Annotated in this window: 14 protein-coding genes (1 of these 14 cut by a window edge); 7 read left to right on the forward strand and 7 right to left on the reverse strand. The window is 62.1% G+C overall.

Features of this window, described 5'->3' with window-relative positions; all coding sequences use genetic code 11:
• Positions 1-1,409, forward strand: the 3' portion of a protein-coding gene (locus LAC81_RS14415) for a M23 family metallopeptidase (protein WP_223725349.1). The gene continues 559 nt to the left of window position 1, outside the view; 1,409 of the gene's 1,968 nt are visible here — the last part of the coding sequence; the start codon falls outside the window, past its left edge; it ends in the stop codon at positions 1,407-1,409.
• A gap of 154 nt (positions 1,410-1,563) precedes the next feature.
• Here the strand turns inward: LAC81_RS14415 and clpB are convergent, their stop codons facing one another.
• Both clpB and LAC81_RS14425 read right to left on the reverse strand, forming a co-directional pair.
• Positions 1,564-4,170, reverse strand: coding sequence for an ATP-dependent chaperone ClpB (gene clpB, locus LAC81_RS14420; protein ID WP_223725350.1), 2,607 nt, complete (start codon positions 4,168-4,170; stop codon positions 1,564-1,566).
• Between the two features lie 269 nt (positions 4,171-4,439).
• Positions 4,440-5,465 carry an NAD(P)-dependent oxidoreductase gene (locus LAC81_RS14425; RefSeq protein WP_223725351.1) on the reverse strand — a complete coding sequence of 342 codons (1,026 nt, stop codon included), beginning with the start codon at positions 5,463-5,465 and terminating at the stop codon, positions 4,440-4,442.
• A 130-nt stretch (positions 5,466-5,595) separates the two neighbouring features.
• Between LAC81_RS14425 and LAC81_RS14430 the strand changes: the two genes are divergently transcribed.
• Positions 5,596-6,180 (forward strand): TetR/AcrR family transcriptional regulator, encoded by a 585-nt coding sequence (locus LAC81_RS14430; protein WP_223725352.1) that lies wholly within the window; start codon positions 5,596-5,598, stop codon positions 6,178-6,180.
• 88 nt (positions 6,181-6,268) lie between these two features.
• Here LAC81_RS14430 and LAC81_RS14435 read toward each other — a convergent pair whose 3' ends face one another.
• The 5 genes from LAC81_RS14435 to LAC81_RS14455 form a co-directional block, all read right to left on the reverse strand.
• Positions 6,269-6,934, reverse strand: coding sequence for a DUF4167 domain-containing protein (locus LAC81_RS14435; protein WP_223727828.1), 666 nt, complete (start codon positions 6,932-6,934; stop codon positions 6,269-6,271).
• Between the two features lie 333 nt (positions 6,935-7,267).
• Positions 7,268-8,137 carry a peptide chain release factor N(5)-glutamine methyltransferase gene (gene prmC, locus LAC81_RS14440; RefSeq protein ID WP_223725353.1) on the reverse strand — a complete coding sequence of 290 codons (870 nt, stop codon included), beginning with the start codon at positions 8,135-8,137 and terminating at the stop codon, positions 7,268-7,270.
• Positions 8,138-8,140: 3 nt separating this feature from the next.
• Positions 8,141-9,223, reverse strand: a complete 1,083-nt coding sequence (gene prfA / locus LAC81_RS14445; RefSeq protein WP_223725354.1) for a peptide chain release factor 1 — start codon at positions 9,221-9,223, stop codon at positions 8,141-8,143.
• A gap of 70 nt (positions 9,224-9,293) precedes the next feature.
• Positions 9,294-11,561: a phosphoenolpyruvate--protein phosphotransferase gene (ptsP, locus tag LAC81_RS14450; RefSeq protein WP_113541361.1), complete on the reverse strand. Its 2,268-nt coding sequence runs from the start codon at positions 11,559-11,561 to the stop codon at positions 9,294-9,296.
• Between the two features lie 86 nt (positions 11,562-11,647).
• Positions 11,648-12,922: an aspartate kinase gene (locus LAC81_RS14455; RefSeq protein ID WP_113541360.1), complete on the reverse strand. Its 1,275-nt coding sequence runs from the start codon at positions 12,920-12,922 to the stop codon at positions 11,648-11,650.
• Positions 12,923-13,211: 289 nt separating this feature from the next.
• Between LAC81_RS14455 and LAC81_RS14460 the strand changes: the two genes are divergently transcribed.
• From LAC81_RS14460 to ubiG, 5 genes are all read left to right on the forward strand, one after another.
• Complete coding sequence (locus LAC81_RS14460; protein WP_223725355.1) at positions 13,212-14,048, forward strand: hypothetical protein; 837 nt, start codon at positions 13,212-13,214, stop codon at positions 14,046-14,048.
• 130 nt (positions 14,049-14,178) lie between these two features.
• Positions 14,179-15,195 (forward strand): linear amide C-N hydrolase, encoded by a 1,017-nt coding sequence (locus tag LAC81_RS14465; RefSeq protein WP_419195829.1) that lies wholly within the window; start codon positions 14,179-14,181, stop codon positions 15,193-15,195.
• A gap of 391 nt (positions 15,196-15,586) precedes the next feature.
• On the forward strand, positions 15,587-17,119 hold the full coding sequence (locus tag LAC81_RS14470) for an ABC-F family ATP-binding cassette domain-containing protein (RefSeq protein ID WP_223725357.1): 1,533 nt from the start codon (positions 15,587-15,589) through the stop codon (positions 17,117-17,119).
• A 261-nt stretch (positions 17,120-17,380) separates the two neighbouring features.
• Positions 17,381-17,932, forward strand: a complete 552-nt coding sequence (locus LAC81_RS14475) for a dihydrofolate reductase family protein (protein ID WP_223725358.1) — start codon at positions 17,381-17,383, stop codon at positions 17,930-17,932.
• Positions 17,933-18,141: 209 nt separating this feature from the next.
• Positions 18,142-18,888 carry a bifunctional 2-polyprenyl-6-hydroxyphenol methylase/3-demethylubiquinol 3-O-methyltransferase UbiG gene (gene ubiG, locus LAC81_RS14480; protein ID WP_223725359.1) on the forward strand — a complete coding sequence of 249 codons (747 nt, stop codon included), beginning with the start codon at positions 18,142-18,144 and terminating at the stop codon, positions 18,886-18,888.
• The last annotated feature ends 1 nt before the right edge of the window (position 18,889 follow it).

The raw sequence follows: 18,889 nt of genomic DNA on the forward strand, positions 1-18,889 counted from the left end.
ATGGCGGCGTAGCCTTTGACAGCTCGATGTCGCTCGAAGAGGTCGAGGAAAACGTTCGCACCAACGGCTCGGTCCTGACCGAGGGCAGCACGCAGGTCGCCTCGCTCTATTACGTCGACCCGCAGCGCTTTGCATCCGAGAGTGATGGCCTCGACCTGCTTCAGGGCCTGACCGCCCGCATCGTCGAACAGAACAAGAGTGATGCCGCCTACGAGACCATCGACGAAGAAAGCACCGAATACGCCGACGACATCATACCGGTGCGGCGCCAAACCGACATTGCCACCGTCATGGTCAATGCCGGCTACGCCAAGGCGCAGGCCGAAGACGCAGCCGGCTACATCGGCGACGCGCTCGGTGCGAACGAACTGAGCGAGGGCGATGTTCTGCGCATCGGCATCATTCAGAACGGCGAAGCGCAGAAGGGCGACGAAGCCCGCATCGTGCGCGCCACCATCTATTCGCGCAATCGCCATGTGCTGACGATGGCCGTCGACGACAAGGGCCGCTTCGTTCCAGGTGCCGAACCGCCGAAGCTCGACGCGGTTGCCACCGCGTTCGACGACAACGGCACGCCTGTCATGACCAGCAGCCACGATCTGCCGCGTGTCTATGACGGCATCTACCGCGCCGCCCTTTCCTATGGCATGAGCGCCGACATGGTCGGCCTCGTCGTCAAGCTGCTCGCCAGCAACGTCGATTTCCAGGCACAATTGAAGCCGACGGATTCGCTTGAGGCCTTCTTCTCCGTAACCGACGAACGCGGCATGGCGACGGAAGAATCCGAACTGCTCTATGTGCGCGCCAAGTTCGGCGATGCGGTCACCGCCTTCTACCGGTTCCAGGATCCGGAAGACAATTCGATCGACTACTTCGATACCGAAGGCAAGAGCATCCGCCAGTTCCTGCTGCGCAACCCCGTGCCGAACGGACACTTCCGGTCCGGCTTCGGCATGCGTCGCCATCCGATCCTCGGCTTCTCGCGCATGCATACCGGCGTCGACTGGGCAGCGCCGCGCGGGACGCCGATCATCGCGGCCGGCGGCGGCGTCGTGGAAAAGGCCGGCTGGGATTCCGGTGGCTACGGTAACCAGACGCTGATCCGCCATGCCAATGGCTACGTGTCGTCCTACAACCACCAGAGTGCGATCGCCAAGAACGTCAAGGTGGGTAACAAGGTCGTCCAGGGCCAGGTGATCGGCTGGGTCGGCACGACGGGTCTTTCGACCGGTCCGCATCTGCATTACGAGCTGATCGTCAACGGCAACAAGGTCGATCCGCTGCGCATCCGCCTTCCCGGCGGCAAGTCGCTTTCGGGCGACGCGCTGGCGAAGTTCGAGAAGGAACGCGACCGTATCGACGAGTTGCTGAACAAGGATGGCGCCGGCGCCGAAGTCGCAAGCAACTGAAGCATAGAGCGCAACGCCGCGCAGCTGCTTCCGATCGAGTTTTGGGAAAGCAAAGCTGAAAGCGCGTGACGCGCTTTAGGCCCCTCCCCTACTCCAAAGTCGGCACAAACACAAAGGCCGCCCCGAAGGGCGGCCTCTTTTCTTTGATGCCTTGTCAGGCGGCTTCCTTGTCCGCCGTCGCTCCGCGCTTGAAGTTGAGGCGGTCGGAGCCGGCGAGCACCTTGACGGACGAACCATCCGGGAACTCGCCCTGCAGGATCTTCTCGGCGAGCGGATCCTGCACGTATTTCTGGATCGTGCGCTTCAGCGGACGCGCGCCATAGGCGGGGTCGTAACCCTTGTCGGCGAGGAAGGCGCGGGCGTCGTCCTCAAGCTCCAGCGTGATCTTGCGCTCGGCAAGCAGCGACCGCAGCCTTTCGAGCTGGATATCGACGATCGCGCCCATTTCCGAGCGGCGCAGCCGGTGGAACAGGATGATCTCGTCCACGCGGTTCAAGAACTCCGGCCGGAAGGCAGCCTTCACCACATCCATCACCTGGTCGCGAACCGCATCGCTGTCCTCGTTCTCGCCGAGACCGGTCAGATACTCGGCACCGAGGTTCGAGGTCATGATGATCATCGTGTGCTTGAAGTCGACCGTGCGGCCCTGACCATCGGTCAGGCGGCCGTCATCGAGCACCTGCAGAAGCACGTTGAAGACATCCGGATGCGCCTTCTCGATCTCGTCGAACAGCACGACCTGGTAGGGCCGGCGGCGGACGGACTCGGTCAAAGCGCCACCTTCCTCATAGCCGACATAGCCCGGAGGCGCACCGATCAGCCGGGCCACGGAGTGCTTCTCCATGTATTCCGACATGTCGACGCGCATCAACGCGGTCTCGTCGTCGAACAGGAACCGGGCCAGCGCCTTGGTAAGCTCCGTCTTGCCGACACCGGTCGGGCCGAGGAAGATGAACGAGCCGATCGGCCGGTTCGGATCCTGGAGCCCGGCCCGCGAACGCCGGACGGCACGGGAGACAGCCTGCACGGCGTCACCCTGGCCGACCACCCACTTCGCCAACTCGTCTTCCATCCGCAGCAGCTTGTCGCGTTCGCCTTCCAGCATCTTGTCGACCGGAATACCGGTCCAGCGAGAAACCACATGCGCGATGTTGTCCGGGGTGACGACCTCCTGCACCATCGGGTTGGCATTGGCGTTTTCCTGGCTTTCGGCGTCCGCAAGCTCCTTTTCGAGCTTCGGAATGACACCGTAGGTCAGTTCGCCGGCGCGCTGGAACTCACCCTTGCGCTGGACGATCGCCAGTTCGTTCCGGGCTTCGTCCAACTGCTTCTTGAGATCGGCAGCACGCCCCAGTTTCTGCTTCTCCGCCTGCCAGCGAGCCGTCAGCGCCGACGCCTGCTCTTCGAGCGAGACGAGATCGAGCTCGAGCTTCTCCAGCCGATCCTTCGACGAGACATCGGTTTCCTTCTTCAGGGCCTCGCGCTCGATCTTCAGCTGAATGATGCGACGATCGAGCTCGTCAAGCTCTTCGGGCTTGGAGTCCACCTGCATGCGCAGGCGTGACGCAGCTTCGTCCATCAGGTCGATCGCCTTGTCCGGCAGGAACCGGTCGGTGATGTAGCGGTTCGAAAGCGTCGCGGCAGCAACCAGCGCCGAGTCCGAGATGCGGACCTTGTGGTGCTGTTCATACTTCTCCTTCAGACCGCGCAGGATCGAGATCGTGTCTTCGACCGTCGGCTCCTCGACCATGACCGGCTGGAAGCGGCGGGCAAGGGCTGCGTCCTTTTCGACGTGCTTGCGATATTCGTCCAGCGTGGTGGCACCAACGCAATGCAACTCGCCGCGCGCGAGCGCCGGCTTCAGGAGGTTGGAGGCATCCATCGCCCCTTCCGCCTTACCGGCACCAACAAGCGTGTGCATCTCGTCGATGAACAGAATGATCTCGCCGTTTTCAGCCTGCACTTCGTTGAGAACGGCCTTCAGCCGCTCCTCGAACTCGCCGCGGAACTTTGCACCGGCAATCAGCGCGCCCATGTCGAGCGCCATCAGCCGCTTGTCCTTGAGGCTTTCCGGCACGTCGCCATTGACGATGCGCAGGGCAAGGCCCTCGGCGATGGCGGTCTTGCCGACGCCGGGCTCGCCGATCAGCACAGGGTTGTTCTTGGTGCGGCGCGACAGCACCTGGATGGTGCGACGGATCTCGTCGTCGCGGCCGATGACCGGGTCGAGCTTGCCGTCACGCGCGTCGGCCGTCAGGTCGCGTGCGTATTTCTTCAGGCTGTCGAAGCCCTGCTCGGCATTGGCGCTGTCGGCGGTCCGGCCCTTGCGAATGTCGTTGATCACCTGATTGAGCTTAGTCGGGGTCACGCCCGCCTTGGCGAGAATGCCAGAGGTCGCAGCAGAGCTTTCGATCGCGAGCGCCAACAGAAGCCGTTCGACGGTGACGAAGCTGTCGCCGGCTTTCTTCGCGGCCTCTTCGGCGCTCGAAAACACGCGCGCGAGCGGCTGCGACAGATAGACGGAACCATTGCCGCCGGAAACCTTGGGGAGCTTGGCAAGTGCCGCATCATTGCCGACGCGCGCCTCACGGGCGTCGCCTCCGGCGCGCTCGATCAGCGAAGCGGCCATGCCTTGATCGTCGTCGAGCAGCACTTTGAGCACATGCTCGGGCGTGAATTGCTGGTGTCCTTGCGCCAGCGCATAGGTCTGCGCCGACTGCAGAAAACCGCGCACGCGCTCGGAATATTTTTCAATGTTCATATTCTACCTCCATAGCCCGGCAGGCCCATCTTTCGGCACCCGTCGGTGTTTCAGGATCAGGCTCCCGCATTCGGCAAGCCTGTCAGTGTGGAGCGATCCCCGCCTTGCGCCGGATCAACGCATCCGTAGCGAATATGGGGCACCGATTTTGGAAATTAAAGAGCCGTCCATGGTCTCCAGACCGAAATCTGCAACCGAAAAATGCGGCCGCCGGACGGTTTGCCCCGCGGTCGCGTCTTCCGCTCAGGGAGGCGCGAAGCCCCATTGGTTCACTCAGCCGCCATCAGCGACCGTTCGGCGAATGACGCACCGAACTCCTTCATTCGCCGCACGTAGTAGGCCGGGTCGATCAGAACTTCGGGGAGGTAGAGGCCGGGCGCAGACGCTTCGCCGCCTGCAAGGCCGAGCATGCGTTCCACCGCCAGCGCGACACCAAGGGCGGTCAGCGGCGCCTGGCCCTCCGGGTGCACGATCTCGTGACAGTGATTGAAACGCTGGCCATCCTTGGCCCGCCCTGCGATCTCGATGACGATCTCGGTCGAAAACGTCTCGCCACGACGCCTGCTCGCGGATTCGCTAAAGGCGAGGTCCAGCCGGATGTTGCCGGCATTCGTCCGAGCCCATAGCGCCATGACGTCGAAGGGCGAATAGGCAACCGCATCGAGTTCGACACCGTCGACGCTTCGATAACGCGCCTTCGATTCCTCGCCGCCGGCCCAGTGGAGCTTGCCGTCCTTCACGGTCAATGCCGCCGGCGCGAGGCCGGTGATGCGATTGTAATCGGCGAGTGCCGCCGGGCCGCCCATGTCCTGTTCGTCGAGCAGGACCCCGATGCGGATCGTGTTGACCGCCTCGTAGGCTTTGGCAAATTCGAGGATCGGGAAGATCGCGGCGCCGGCGAGCCAGTGGCTGGCGAGCAGGATCGGCGCCTTGTCCGGCGCGTGGATATATTGCGCCATTTCCGGCCCCACTTCGAAGGTGCCGCTCGAAAGGCTGATATAGGGGATGCCGTGGCGCTGGGCATAACGCATCGAGCTCAGCTTCTCGTCCTTCAGGAAGATGACGACGGCACTGAAGCGCGGCTCATCGCCAAGCCCGAGATCCGGCCGCGCCAGATCGACACTGACGACGATGGCGTTTCCCACCTCACGCGCCGCGGCCTCGGCTTTGCCGACATCGCGGCCGCCGATGGCGATCGGCAGCGTGGGGTGTAGCCGGCGTATGATTTTCGCCGCCTGCGATCCGACGACCCCGGAGCCGCCAACAATCAAAACAGGCTGAAACTTGCTCGACATCTTCCTATCTCCTAAACGAAAGGGGTCCGGCTCATTGCCGAACCTACCAATAGTAAGTTACTATGAGTAAATAAGTTGCCGAACGCCGCTTTCAAGAGCCACGAACCGGCGCGAAAAAGGATTGCGATCGATGGCACCGACGAAAGGCCGAAAGCTCGCCAAACCCGAACGGCGCGCCCAGTTGATCGAGACCGCCAAGGAGATCCTGCGCGAGTGCGGAGCCGATGCCTTGACGCTCGGCCACCTCGCCGAACGTGCGGGCGTCAGCAAGCCGATCGCCTATGAGCATTTCGGTACGCGTGAGGGATTGCTGATCGCGCTCTCCCAGGAAATCGAAGACCGGCACATAAGCAAGCTGCAGCTGGCACTTGCCCGGGCACCGAAAGAGCTCGATGCGGTCGCCGACATCATCAGTTCGGTTTACATCAACTGCGCCGTCGACAGCGGTGAGGAATGGCAAGCCATTTCCGGAGCGCTGCGTGGCAACGCCGATATGATCGCGACACAGCAACAGCAGACCGACGACTATGTTGGGATGATCCAGGCGGCACTCGGGCCGTTTGCGAAAATTCCCGCTGACGATTTGCGCCTGCGCTGCACCGGCATAGCAGGGGCAGCCGAGGCGATCGGCCGCGAACTGATCCGCGGCCGCACCAGCGAGACGGCCGCCAGCACCAATCTCGCGGCACTGATCGTCGACAGCGTCGACGCCTGATCGCAAGTATCAGGCAAAGAAAAACCCGGCCGCGATAGGCCGGGTTTTTGTCGTGCCCAGATCGGGCAACTCGCTGTCAGCTCGCCACTTACTCGGAAGCGGCCAGTGCCGGTGCTTCCGGAGCGGCATCGCCCGAAGGCTGAGCCTCGTCGGCAGCGCCTTCCTGGGCACTACGGCGCGGACGACGCGGACGCGGCGCGCTGCGGCGGCGGGATGCGGCGCGGCCGGAGGCAGCCGGAGCTTCCTCTTCCATCGCGACTTCAGCCGGCGTGCCTTCAATCACCGGCTGCGGACCCGTGCCGTCGATGACAACAGGCTGTGGCTCGGCAGCAGGCGCTGCGGCCACGGCAACCGGAGCCGGCATGTCGTCGGCATAGACCTGATCGAGATCATCCTGGTCCTGATCGGACGCATCATGGCCGCGGAAATCCTGGCGATCTTCACGCTGGAACCGATCCTGCATCTGCGCCTGTGCGGCGGCAATGATACGGTTGTAGTGCTCGGCGTGCTGCAAGTAGTTTTCTGCGATAACCCGGTCGCCCGAGCTCTGAGCATCGCGCGCAAGCGCTGAGTACTTCTCGGCGATGTGCTGGGCAGTACCGCGAATCTTCACGTCCGGGCCGGAACTGTCGTAGGTCCGCGTCAGCGGGTTCGAGCCTTTGCGGTTGTGATTGTTGTTGTTTCCGTTGTTATTGCTGTTGTTGTTATTGTTATTCCGCCCGCGGCCGCGCTTGTTTTGCTGTCCTGGCCTCATAGTACATTCACCCGAATTCTCTTGATAATGATGATCATGTGGTTTCGTCTTCCGGCCGGATTCGTTCACGCCCGACAGAGCACGCACCGCTGCGCTCGCACAATGGCGGCTTCGGCGCCGACTGACGTCAAATTAACAGGTACCTGCACAAGGCACTTGTTGAACCCTAGCAACTCTTTCTTGAGAGCAATCCCCGTGGCCAGGTCATACCGGAACGAATCTTAGGTCCATGACCTTCTGCCCAGTGCGCGGGCAAACTAGCCCGCTTCCTTTGGGATTCCAAGCCCTTTCTTTGCCTGAGCAAGAAAGAAGATGCGTCAGTGCAGCATTTTTTCAACGGTTGAAGTCGCGTTCGAAGATCAGGACGCGGTCATTACCGCCGAGATCCTTCGCCGCTTCACGCAGACGGAATTTTTCGGCGTTAAACAACGCCGTCACCGCCTCTTTCTGGTCGAAACCGATTTCCAAGCCTATCACGCCGTTTGTCTCAAGATGATGACCAGCATGAGAAGCGATGGCGCGATAGGCATCAAGCCCGTCTTCTCCGCCATCTAGCGCTGCGGCCGGGTCGTGAAGTCTCACCTCCGGCTCAAGCTCATGGACGACACTGGACCGGATATACGGCGGATTTGAGACGATCACATCGTAGCGACCGTCCACCTTCTCGTACCAATTGCTGAGAAGCGGCAGGAATCGATCTGCAAGGCCGAGCCCGGCAGCATTCGCCGTCGCCGTTGCCAGTGCGTCCTGCGATATATCGGTGGCCGTACCCCTGGCTTCAAGAACCTGCGACAGGAGCGCGATACAAATCGCCCCGGTACCGGTTCCAAGATCGATAAGCTCGCAGCCACCCTTTCGCGCAACCGCCTCACGCAGATAGGGGATCATCCGATCTACGAGCGTCTCGGTATCCGGGCGAGGCTCCAGCGTTTCCTTCGAAAGCTTTAGCGGCAGGCCAAAAAATTCGCGTTCGCCGAGAATACGGTAGACCGGTTCGCGTGCCAGCCGCCGCGCAACTGCCGCCCGGATGCGCGCGGCATCCTCCTCCGACACGGGTTCCCTGCCCCGTGAAACGACAGCACTCAGCGAGATGTCGAGCAGGCCAGAGATCAGATGCCGGACGTCGAGAGCCGCATGCTCGATGTCGCCTGCCAGCAGGCGATCGCGACTTTCGGCAACAAGGCTCGCCAGCGTTTCGGCCATGGCTCAGCCCCGCTGCTCGCCGAGTTGCGCCAGCTGGCTCGCCTGATAGTCGGCAAGCAATGCGTCAACAACTTCGTCGATTTCACCCATCATCATCCGATCGAGCTTGTAGAGCGTCAGGTTGATGCGGTGGTCGGTCAGGCGTCCCTGCGGGAAGTTGTAAGTACGGATACGCTCGGAGCGGTCGCCCGAGCCCACCTGACTTTTGCGGTCGGCCGAGCGTTCGCTGTCGGCGCGCTGGCGCTCCATGTCGTAGAGGCGCGAGCGCAGAACCTGCATCGCCTTCGCACGGTTCTGGTGCTGCGACTTTTCCGAGCTGGTGACGACGAGCCCGGTCGGAAGGTGGGTGATGCGCACCGCCGAATCCGTCGTGTTGACGTGCTGACCGCCGGCACCCGACGAGCGCATCGTGTCGATGCGGATGTCTTCGGGGCGGATCTCGATGTCGATGTCCTCAGCCTCGGGCAGCACTGCGACGGTTGCGGCTGACGTATGAATGCGCCCGCTCGCTTCGGTCTCCGGCACGCGCTGCACCCGGTGTACCCCGGATTCGAATTTCAACCGCGAGAACACGCCGCGTCCGGAAACCGTCGCGATGATTTCCTTGAACCCGCCAGCTTCCCCGTCGCTTGCTGAAAGCACTTCGACGCGCCAGCCCTTGCCGGCCGCATATCGCTCGTACATGCGGAAAAGATCGCCGGCAAAGAGAGCTGCTTCCGATCCGCCGGTACCGGCGCGAATTTCGAGGATCGCACTCTTCTCGTCGGCCGCATCTTTCGGCAGAAGCAGGATCTGGATTTCCTGTTCCAGTGCCTCGATGGCTGCTTCGACCTCGGGCTTTTCCATTTCGGCGAGGTCGCGCATCTCCCGATCGGTCGATTTGTCGGCCAGCATCGAAGTAATATCGGCGAGTTCGGCGGTCGCCTTCTCGTAGGCACGGATCTTCGTCACGACCGGCTGCAGTTCGGAGTATTCCGAGGCGAGCTTGACATAGACGTCCGCGGCCGGGCCGGCCGACATGCGGGCCTCGATCTCACCGAACCGACGTTCCAGTTCGCGCATCTTTTCAACGGGAAGCTTTGCCAAGTCTCACTCCAAATGCGTCTCCGCTCGCCCGGATCAAGTCCGGACGAGGATCACGACGCGTCAATTCAATCTAAACCGGAATGCCGTTTTCCGCGGCGAAATCCACCAGCATCTGGCGAACGGGTCGCTGGTCGCGTGTGTCGTCCAGCGCCGCGTTGAGCGCGCCACCAAGCTTGCCCGCATCGAGCGCCAGGAGCATCGCCTTGATGGGGCCCACCGCCGTCGGCGACATCGACACCGAACGGAACCCAAGCCCCAGCAGTGCCATCGCAGAAAGCGGCTTGCTTGCCATCTCGCCACAGAGCGTCACCGGCGTATCGTGCCGGTCGCCGGCACGCACGATGTCGCGCAGGATCCTGAGGAACGGCCGGCCGAGCACGTCGAAGCGATCGGAGACACGAGCATTGCCGCGGTCGACAGCCATCGCGAACTGGAACAGGTCGTTCGAGCCGACGGAGACGAAATCCACTTCGGTCATCAGTTCGTCGAGCTGCCAAAGCAGCGCCGGCACTTCGAGCATGGCGCCGAACTGCAGCTTACGCGGCAATTGTTCACCAAGCTTCGACTGCCGCTCGATTTCCTTCTGCAGCAGATCGCGCGCGATCCTGAGCTCGGAGACCTCGGTGACCATCGGCAGCATCAGCTTGAGTTCGGCGCCGGCCGCCGCACGCAGCATCGCGCGAAGCTGAGTGCGCAAGAGACCCGGGCGATCGAGCGAAAGCCGGATTGCGCGCCAGCCAAGCGCCGGGTTTTCCTCTTCCGCCGCACGGAAATAGGGAACCACCTTGTCGCCGCCAATGTCGAGCGTGCGGAAAGTCACGGGCTTGCCGCCGGTCTGCTTCAGCACACTGCGATAGAAGGCTTCCTGTTCTTCCGCCTTCGGCATCGTCGAGGCGATCATGAACTGGAGTTCGGTGCGGAACAGGCCGATGCCTTCGGCACCCGCTTCATTGAGATGTGGCAGATCGACGAGCAGGCCGGCATTCATCTGCAGCGTAATGCGCTTGCCGTCCCTGGTCAGTGGCTCGACGTCCTTCAGCGCCCGGAACTGCGCCTGGCGCCGTGCCCGGAAGCGAACCTTTTCCTCGTAGGCGCGCTGCAGGTCTGCGAGTGGCCGCAAATGGACCTTGGCATCGTCGCCGTCGATGATGATCGCATCGCGGTTTTCCGCAAGCGCGACCGCACCGGTCGCTTGTCCGATCACCGGAATGCCCATCGCGCGCGCGACGATCACCACGTGGCTGGTGACCGCACCCTCTTCGAGCACCAGGCCGCGCACGTTTTCGCGCGGATAATCGAGCAGTTCGGCAGCGCCCATGGCGCGCGCGACAATCACTGCGTCGTTCGGGAAGTCGCTGGCCGAAAGCTTGGCGCCGTAGCCCGAGAGCTGGCGCAGCAGGCGGTTGGCCAGGTCGTCGAAATCATGCATGCGCTCGCGCAGATACGGGTCCGTCAGACGGATCATCCGCGCCTTGGTTTCGCTCTGCACCCGCTCGACCGCGGCTTCCGCCGTCAGGCCGTTTCGGATCGCCTCTTCGAGCTTGCGCACCCAGCCGCGATCATGGGCGAACATGCGGTAGGTTTCGAGCACTGCGCGGTGCTCACCCTCCATCGACACCTCGCGGCGCGACAGCATGTCGTCGATCGAGATGCGCAGTGATCCCAGCGCTTCGGCAAGACGCTGCAATTCCTGGTCGGTATCTTCGTTGAGGAGGTTGGTGACGACGATCCTCGGTTCGTGCAGGACGACATAACCGAGGCCGATGCCTTCGCCGTAGCTGTTGCCTTCGATCGAGACCGGGCGCGAGAGATCGAGTTCGAGACCCGGCTTGGTGATCTTCTTGAGCTCGCCGGTTGCCACCATCTCGGCGAGAACCATGGCAGTCGTCTCAAGCGCCTCGACCTCGTCCTCGCGATAGTTGCGCATCGCCTTGTTCTGGACGACGAGAACGCCAAGCGCGCGGCCGGTGCGCAGGATCGGTACGCCGAGGAAGGAGTGGTAGATCTCTTCGCCGGTTTCCGGCAGGTAGGTAAAGGCCGGGTGTGACTGGGCGTCTGACAGATTGAGCGGGCGCGCCGAGGCGGCGATGGTGCCGACGAGGCCCTGCCCCATCTTCAATTGCGCCAGGTGGACGGCCGCCTTGTTCAGACCTTCCGTCGCGTAGAGTTCGAGCACGCCGTCGGAACGCAGGACGTAGACCGAACACACTTCCGCAACCATGTTCTGCGCGATCTGGCGCACAATACGGTCAAGGCGCTCCTGCGGCTCCAGCGGTTCCGCCATAAGCTCGCGCAACCGCTTGAGGAGAACGCGCGGACCTGCGGAAAGGTCTCTCATCGCGTGGGGTCTCCCGAAATAGAGTAGGCGGCGGCAAACGGATGCGCGGCGGAACCGCCGCGAATCCCAAATCAGTCGCCTGTCGATTAACTCTTATCGAGACCGTAAGCGGAATGCAAAGTGCGAACCGCCAATTCGGCATAGGGACCATCGATCAGGATCGAAATCTTGATCTCGGAGGTGGTGATCGCCTTGATGTTGATGCCCTTGTCGGCGAGCGCACGGAAGGCCGAGGCTGCAACACCGGCGTGGCTGCGCATGCCGATGCCGATGACCGACACCTTGACGAGGCCGGCTTCGGACTGAACGACGTCGTAGCCAATCTTTTCCTTGTTGTCGCCGAGCACCTTCAGCGCCTTGTCGACGTCGCCCGACGGAACCGTGAAGGTCATGTCGGTCTTCGAGCCGTCTTCGGAAATGTTCTGGACGATCATGTCGACGTTGATATGGGCTTCGGCAAGCGGCCCGAAGATCGCGGCGGATACGCCCGGCCGGTCGGCGAGACGGCGCAGCGAAATCTGGGCTTCATCCTTGGCATAGGCAATGCCGGTTACGACTTCCTGTTCCACGATCTCATCCTCATCACAAATCAGCGTACCGGGCGGATTGAGAAGGTCACCCATGCCCGGCGCATCGGGATCTTCGAAAGACGAACGCACGAAGGTGCGGACCTTGTGCACCATGGCGAGCTCGACCGAGCGCACCTGCAGCACCTTGGCGCCGAGCGATGCCATTTCCAGCATTTCCTCGAACGCGATCTTCTTCAGCCGCCGCGCCTTCGGCTCGATGCGCGGGTCGGTCGTATAGACGCCGTCGACGTCGGTGTAGATGTCGCAGCGATCGGCCTTGACGCCGGCGGCAATCGCAACGGCCGAGGTGTCGGAGCCGCCGCGACCGAGGGTGGCGACGCGGTTGTCGGGCCCAAGCCCCTGGAAGCCGGCGATGACGGCGACCTGGCCCTCACCCATGCGGCGGACGAGCTCGGCGCCGTCGATATCGAGGATACGCGCTGCGCCATGGGCGTTGTCGGTGCGGATCGGGATCTGCCAGCCCTGCCAGGAACGGGCATTGATGCCCATCGACTGCAGCGCGATCGCCAGAAGGCCGGAGGTCACCTGCTCGCCGGAAGCGACGATCGCATCATACTCGCGCGCGTCGTAGAAAGGCGAGTTGGCGCCGGTTGCCTTCGGCATGTTCTGTACCCAGCCGACCAACTCATTGGTCTTGCCGGACATGGCGGAAACGACGACGGCAACCTCGTGGCCGGCATCGACTTCGCGTTTCACATGGCGGGCGACATTGTGGATGCGGTCCAAATCAGCGACGGAAGTTCCGCCGAATTTCATCACGATGCGTGCCATTTGCCTCTACCGGTACCCAAATTGCGCGCGTAAGGCGCGCGTGACAGGAAAGCCCCCGCCGGCGCCCGACGGTCAAAAAGCTTGGGAGACTTCTCGGACATCGGCAGTCACCGCTTCGGGGAGCGGAAAGTCGCGGCGTCTCTTAGCGGATCAGGGGGCCGCACGCAATGGCAAGGCGGCAGGAATAAGGCACGAACCCGAGGACTGGAAACGTGCACCGGCTCTGCGCGTGCCACTTGAAATTGCGATTGCGCCAGCTACGCTGCCAATGGGTGATTTGGGGTTCGACATGCTGACAAGACGCTTAGCTGCAACCGGACGCGTCGCTGGCTATCTCGCCGGCATACTCTCGACTATGCTCGTATATTCGACACCGGCGCGCGCCGCCGACTTCGACCAGGCGCGCATGGCCCCGCAGAGCGACTGGGCGGTGATCGTCAGCCCCTATGTCTGGGCGGCCAGCCTTAAAGGCGACGCATCTCTCGCCGGCTTCGATACAGATGTCGACGTGCCCTTCAGAGATACGCTCGACCATCTCGATCTGGCGCTGATGGGCAATATCGAGCTGACCAACGGTCAATGGGGCGTCTATTTCGACGGCCAATACGTCCGCACCAGCCAGGACGAAGCGCTGCTGTCACACCAGATCGGCCTCGACATCAAGATGACGACGCTGGCCTTCGGCGCATTCTACCAGATCTACGAGCAGGAACTCGGCGGCAATACCGCCTTCGGCAAGCCCCGAACCCTGTCGATCGAGCCGACGATCGGCCTGCGCTGGACCAAGCTCGAAGCGGACGTGTCCGTGCTCGGCTTCGACACCAGCAAGAGCGCCGACTGGACCGATCCCTTCGTGGGCTTGCGCGTCAATGCCGATCTCAGCGAACGCTGGAACCTCGTTGCCGAGGCCGATGTCGGCGGTTTTGAAGTCGGCTCGAAACTCAGCGTCAACGCCCAAGCCTATCTCGGATACCGCACCGAAATGTTCGGCCAGCCGACGATTCTGCGTGCCGGCTACCGGATGCTCTATCAGGACTATGAAAGCGACGACTTTACCGGAGTGAACAAGTTCCGCTGGGACGTGAACCAGCATGGCCCCGTCATCGGCTTTTCCATGCTGTTCTAGTGCGCGGCGCGTTCGTCTCGACGCGCAAACCGGATGCTCTGAACACGCTCAACCCGCAAAGGAGAATGGCATGATGTTTATCGGAAAGTCCGCCGCCCGATCGACGACTTCCGCGATTGCCGCCCTTCTCATGCTTGGTCAGACAATGGCCGAAGCCTGCACCCGGCTCGTCTATCTCGGCCCTGATGACAACGTCATCACCGCCCGATCGATGGACTGGAAAAACGATGTCGCCACCAATCTCTGGGTGCTGCCGCGCGGCATCGAACGCAATGGCCAGGCCGGCCCCAACTCGTTCAAGTGGACGGCGAAGTATGGCAGCGTCGTTGCCACTGGCTATGACGTCTCCACCACCGATGGCGTCAACGAGGCCGGGCTGAATGCCAACCTCTTGTGGCTGGTCGAATCCGAGTACCCTGACTTCAATGACAAATCAAAGCCGGGCCTGACGATTGCCGCATGGGCGCAATATGTGCTCGACAGCTTCGCAACGGTCGAAGAGGCGGTCGCAGCGCTCGAGAAAGAGCCTTTCACGATCGTCACCGACAATGTGCCGGGCGAAAACCGGCTGACGACGCTGCATCTTTCACTCTCGGACAAGACCGGCGACAGCGCCATTTTCGAATATATCGGCGGCAAGCAGGTGATCCATCACGGTCGCCAATACCAGGTGATGACCAATTCTCCGACCTTCGATCAGCAGCTGGCCCTGAACGCCTACTGGAAGCAGATCGGCGGCACCGTGATGCTTCCCGGCACCAACCGCGCGTCGGACCGGTTCGCCCGCGCCTCCTTCTACGTCAATGCCATCCCAAAGGACGAGAATGTGGATCGGGCGCTCGCGAGCGTCTTCAGCGTCATTCGCAACGCGTCGGTACCCTACGGCATCAACACGCCGGAGGAGCCGAACATCTCCTCGACCCGCTGGCGTACGGTCGTCGACCACAAGCGCCTGCTGTATTTCTTTGAATCGGCGCTGACGCCGAACACCTTCTGGGTCGATCTGAAGAAGATCGACTTTGCCAAGGCAACCGGCAAGGTGATGAAGCTCGACCTCGGTGACAACCAGGATCACACCTATTCGGGCGATGCCACCGGCGACTTCAAGCCGGCCGAAGCGTTCAAGTTTCTCGGCCTGCAGATGTGAGCACACCGGCTCGAGGTTCGGCGCGAAGGCATTGAAAATTGCGCGCGACGGTGTTATTCACGCTGCCGCAACTCAATTCGAGAAAGGGGGGCTGCGCGTGATTACATTCTTCCGGCACCACCGCCAGCGTGGCCCCGTCCAAGCCCTGCAGATGCGTTTGCAGGGCTGACCGGACATACTTCGCAATCTCGCGAACCTATCCCTGGTCTGCCCAGAGTGATGCAGTGCGGAACCGCCCTGGTTCAAACGCCTGCATCGTCTTCCAATATCGAGCCGACGTGACCCACGCGCAGCAAGCATGCCGTTGTGGGTTCAAGCATCCGAAAACCCCGGCGTCAAATGCGCCGCCCATGGATGTCTCACCGTCGCTCGCGCAGTCCAGAGAACGACCATGGCCTTGATCAATATCCGCAACCTCGGCGTCAGCCTGAGCGCACCGCTTTTTTCCAACCTCAACCTCTCGGTCGCCCCCGGTGACCGGATCGGCATCGTCGCTGCGAACGGGCGCGGCAAGTCGACCCTGCTGAAATCGATCGCCGGTAGCTTCGACCCGACCGCCGGCGAGATTACGCGCTCGCGTGGCCTGACCATCGGCCACGTCGAACAGAACGTGCCCCCCTCCGTTCTGCCTCTCTCCTTCCACGACGCCGTTCTCTCGGCGCTTCCGGCCGACCAGGCGGAAAATGAAAGTTGGCGCGTCGACATCGTTCTCGATTCCCTCGACGTGCCGGAGGTTCTGCGCCGCCGCGCGGTCTCGGAATTGAGCGGCGGCTGGCAACGTCTGGCGCTTCTCGCACGGGTCTGGGTTACTGATCCGGATGCGCTGCTGCTCGATGAACCAACCAACCATCTCGACCTTGCCAAGATCGCCCGGCTCGAGGCCTGGCTCAATGCCCTGCCGCGCGATGTGCCGGTACTGGTCGCCAGCCACGACCGCGCCTTCCTGGATGCGACCACCAACCGCACGCTGTTCCTCAGGCCCGAGCAGTCGCCGATCTTCGCGCTTGCCTACTCACGCTCGCGCGCAGCACTCGATGAGGTGGATGCGTCGGAAGAGCGGCGCTACCAGCGCGACATGAAGGTGGCGCAGCAGCTTCGCCGCCAGGCCGCCAAGCTCAACAATATCGGCATCAATTCCGGCAGCGACCTTTTGACGGTGAAGACCAAGCAGTTGAAGCAACGGGCGGAACGGCTGGAGGACGCGGCAAAACCGGCGCATCAGGAACGTTCGGCCGGCGCGATCCGCCTCGCCAACCGCGGCACGCATGCAAAGATCCTGGTGACACTCGACGACGTCCAGGTGGAAACGCCCGACGGCATACCGCTCTTCCGCACGGGGAAACGCTGGATCTGCCAAGGCGATCGCATCGTCCTGCTCGGCGAAAACGGCGCCGGCAAAACACGGCTCGTCAACCTCATCCGGTCTGCGATCGAAGAACCCTCCCGTGCGCCCGAAGCGCTGAAGGCGACGCCCTCGCTGGTGCTTGGCTACAGCGACCAGACGCTTGCAGGATTGTCGGATGACGAGACGCCGCTTGCCGCGCTGTCGCGTCGGTTTTCGCTCGGCGATCAGCGCGCCCGCACCCTGCTTGTCGGCGCCGGCGTCGGCGTCGACATGCAGGAAAAGCCGATCGGCCGACTGTCCGGCGGCCAGAAGGCACGCCTTGCCATGCTAGTGCTGCGGCTGAAGGAGCCCAATTTCTACCTGCTCGACGAGCCGACCAACCATCTGGACATCGAGGGTCAGGAGGCGCTCGAGGCGGAGTTGCTGAAACATGAAACGAGTTGCCTTCTCGTCTCCCACGATCGCAGCTTCGTGCGCAATGTCGGCAACCGCTTCTGGCTGATCGAAAAGCGCCGTCTCGTCGAAGTCGAGGATCCCGAAGATTTCTTCGCCTCGGCAGCTGCGAGCGAGCTGGGGTAGCAGCCGCTCAGGCGAATTCGTGGCCGACAGCAGTGACGCCCGCGACGAGCGGGCGCCACCTTTCTGAAATTCAGTCAGGAAGGCGGCCGAACGATTACGCAGGCGGCTTCGCCGCCGTCAAAGACGTGCGTCAATCGAGCCTCGACGCTCCATCGGTAGTTGTGCAAGCCGCTTCTGATGCGAAAAATAAACCACTTGTAAATCGATATCAGTTTTGCCACTCTCTTCCGTGACAGGATATTCCGCAACGGGAGTGAGACAATGCGCAAGGTCATCATGTGGGACATGGTCAGCGTCGACGGCTTTTTCGAAGCGCCAGGACACAACATCGACTGGTTCGTCTTCGAAGACGAACTCGCCGCCTATATCGGAGAATCGCAACTTGAAGCGGACACTTTGCTTTTCGGCCGCGTGACCTATGAAATGATGGCCGCTTACTGGCCGTCAGCCGAGGGCGACATCGCTACCTTCATGAACGGCGTCGAGAAATTCGTCTTTTCGCGAACTCTGACATCCGCCAACTGGCACAGGACGACGCTCGTAAACGGCGACGCCACCAAGGAAGTCGAGCGCTTGAAGCACCTCGATGGCGGCACGATCTTCGTTTTCGGCAGCGCGGATTTCGCAGCAGGGCTGATCGAGAAGGGCCTCGTCGACGAGTATCGCCTGGGCATCAATCCGGTGCTTCTCGGCAACGGCGTACCCCTGTTCAAGCCGGGGACGAGGCAGACGAAACTCAGACTGACCCATACCCGCCCGCTGAAATCGGGCGTCGTCATTCTGCACTACCAGCCGGAGACGGACGCAAGCTAGGAGAAGCAGAGCATCGCTCCCGACAGTCCTGCGCCCATCTGGCTCATCGCCGGCTCTTGACTTCCCTGCCTGATCGTCCGACTTCACTACTGCATAGCTAGCTCCTTAAGTCGGGATCGATTTAAGGTTAAAATTATGCAGCAGCTTTAAAGCGTTACAGCGTCCTTTGCGCGCGCGGCGCTGTAGGGAAGATGCAAGGAGACGGCGACATGAGCGAGACCGCACGCACGACGATCGACCAGAGCGAGGTGGACCGCTTTTCCGCCATGGCTGCGGAGTGGTGGGATCCGACCGGCAAGTTCCGGCCGCTGCATAAGTTCAATCCCGTTCGCCTCGCCTATATCCGTGACAAGGTGGCCGAGCATTTCGGGCGCGATCCGAGGAGCCCGCAACCGCTCAAAGGTCTGCGCGTGCTCGATATCGGCTGCGGCGGAGGTCTCCTGTCCGAACCGATGGCGCGCATGGGCGCCGACGTGCTCGGAGCCGATGCATCGGAAAAGAATATCGGCATCGCCAAGACCCATGCTGCCGGAAGCGGTGTGACGGTGGACTACCGTGCCGTAACCGCGGAAGCCCTCACCGAAGCCGGCGAAAGCTTCGATATCGTGCTCAACATGGAAGTGGTCGAACATGTCGCCGATGTCGATTTCTTCATGGCCACCTGCGCCCACATGGTTCGTCCTGGCGGCCTGATGTTCGTCGCCACCATCAACCGCACCATGAAGGCGGCGGCGCTGGCTATCTTCGCCGCCGAGAATGTCTTGCGCTGGCTGCCGCGCGGCACGCACCAGTATGAAAAGCTGGTGCGCCCGGAAGAGCTGGAAAAGCCGCTTGTGGCCAACGGTCTCGAAGTCACCGAGCGGACCGGCGTGTTCTTCAATCCGCTTTCCAATCAGTGGAACCTGTCCAGGGATATGGACGTCAACTACATGATCGTCGCCAAGCGCCCGCTATAAA

The organism is Ensifer adhaerens (assembly GCF_020035535.1).
Lineage (GTDB): Bacteria > Pseudomonadota > Alphaproteobacteria > Rhizobiales > Rhizobiaceae > Ensifer.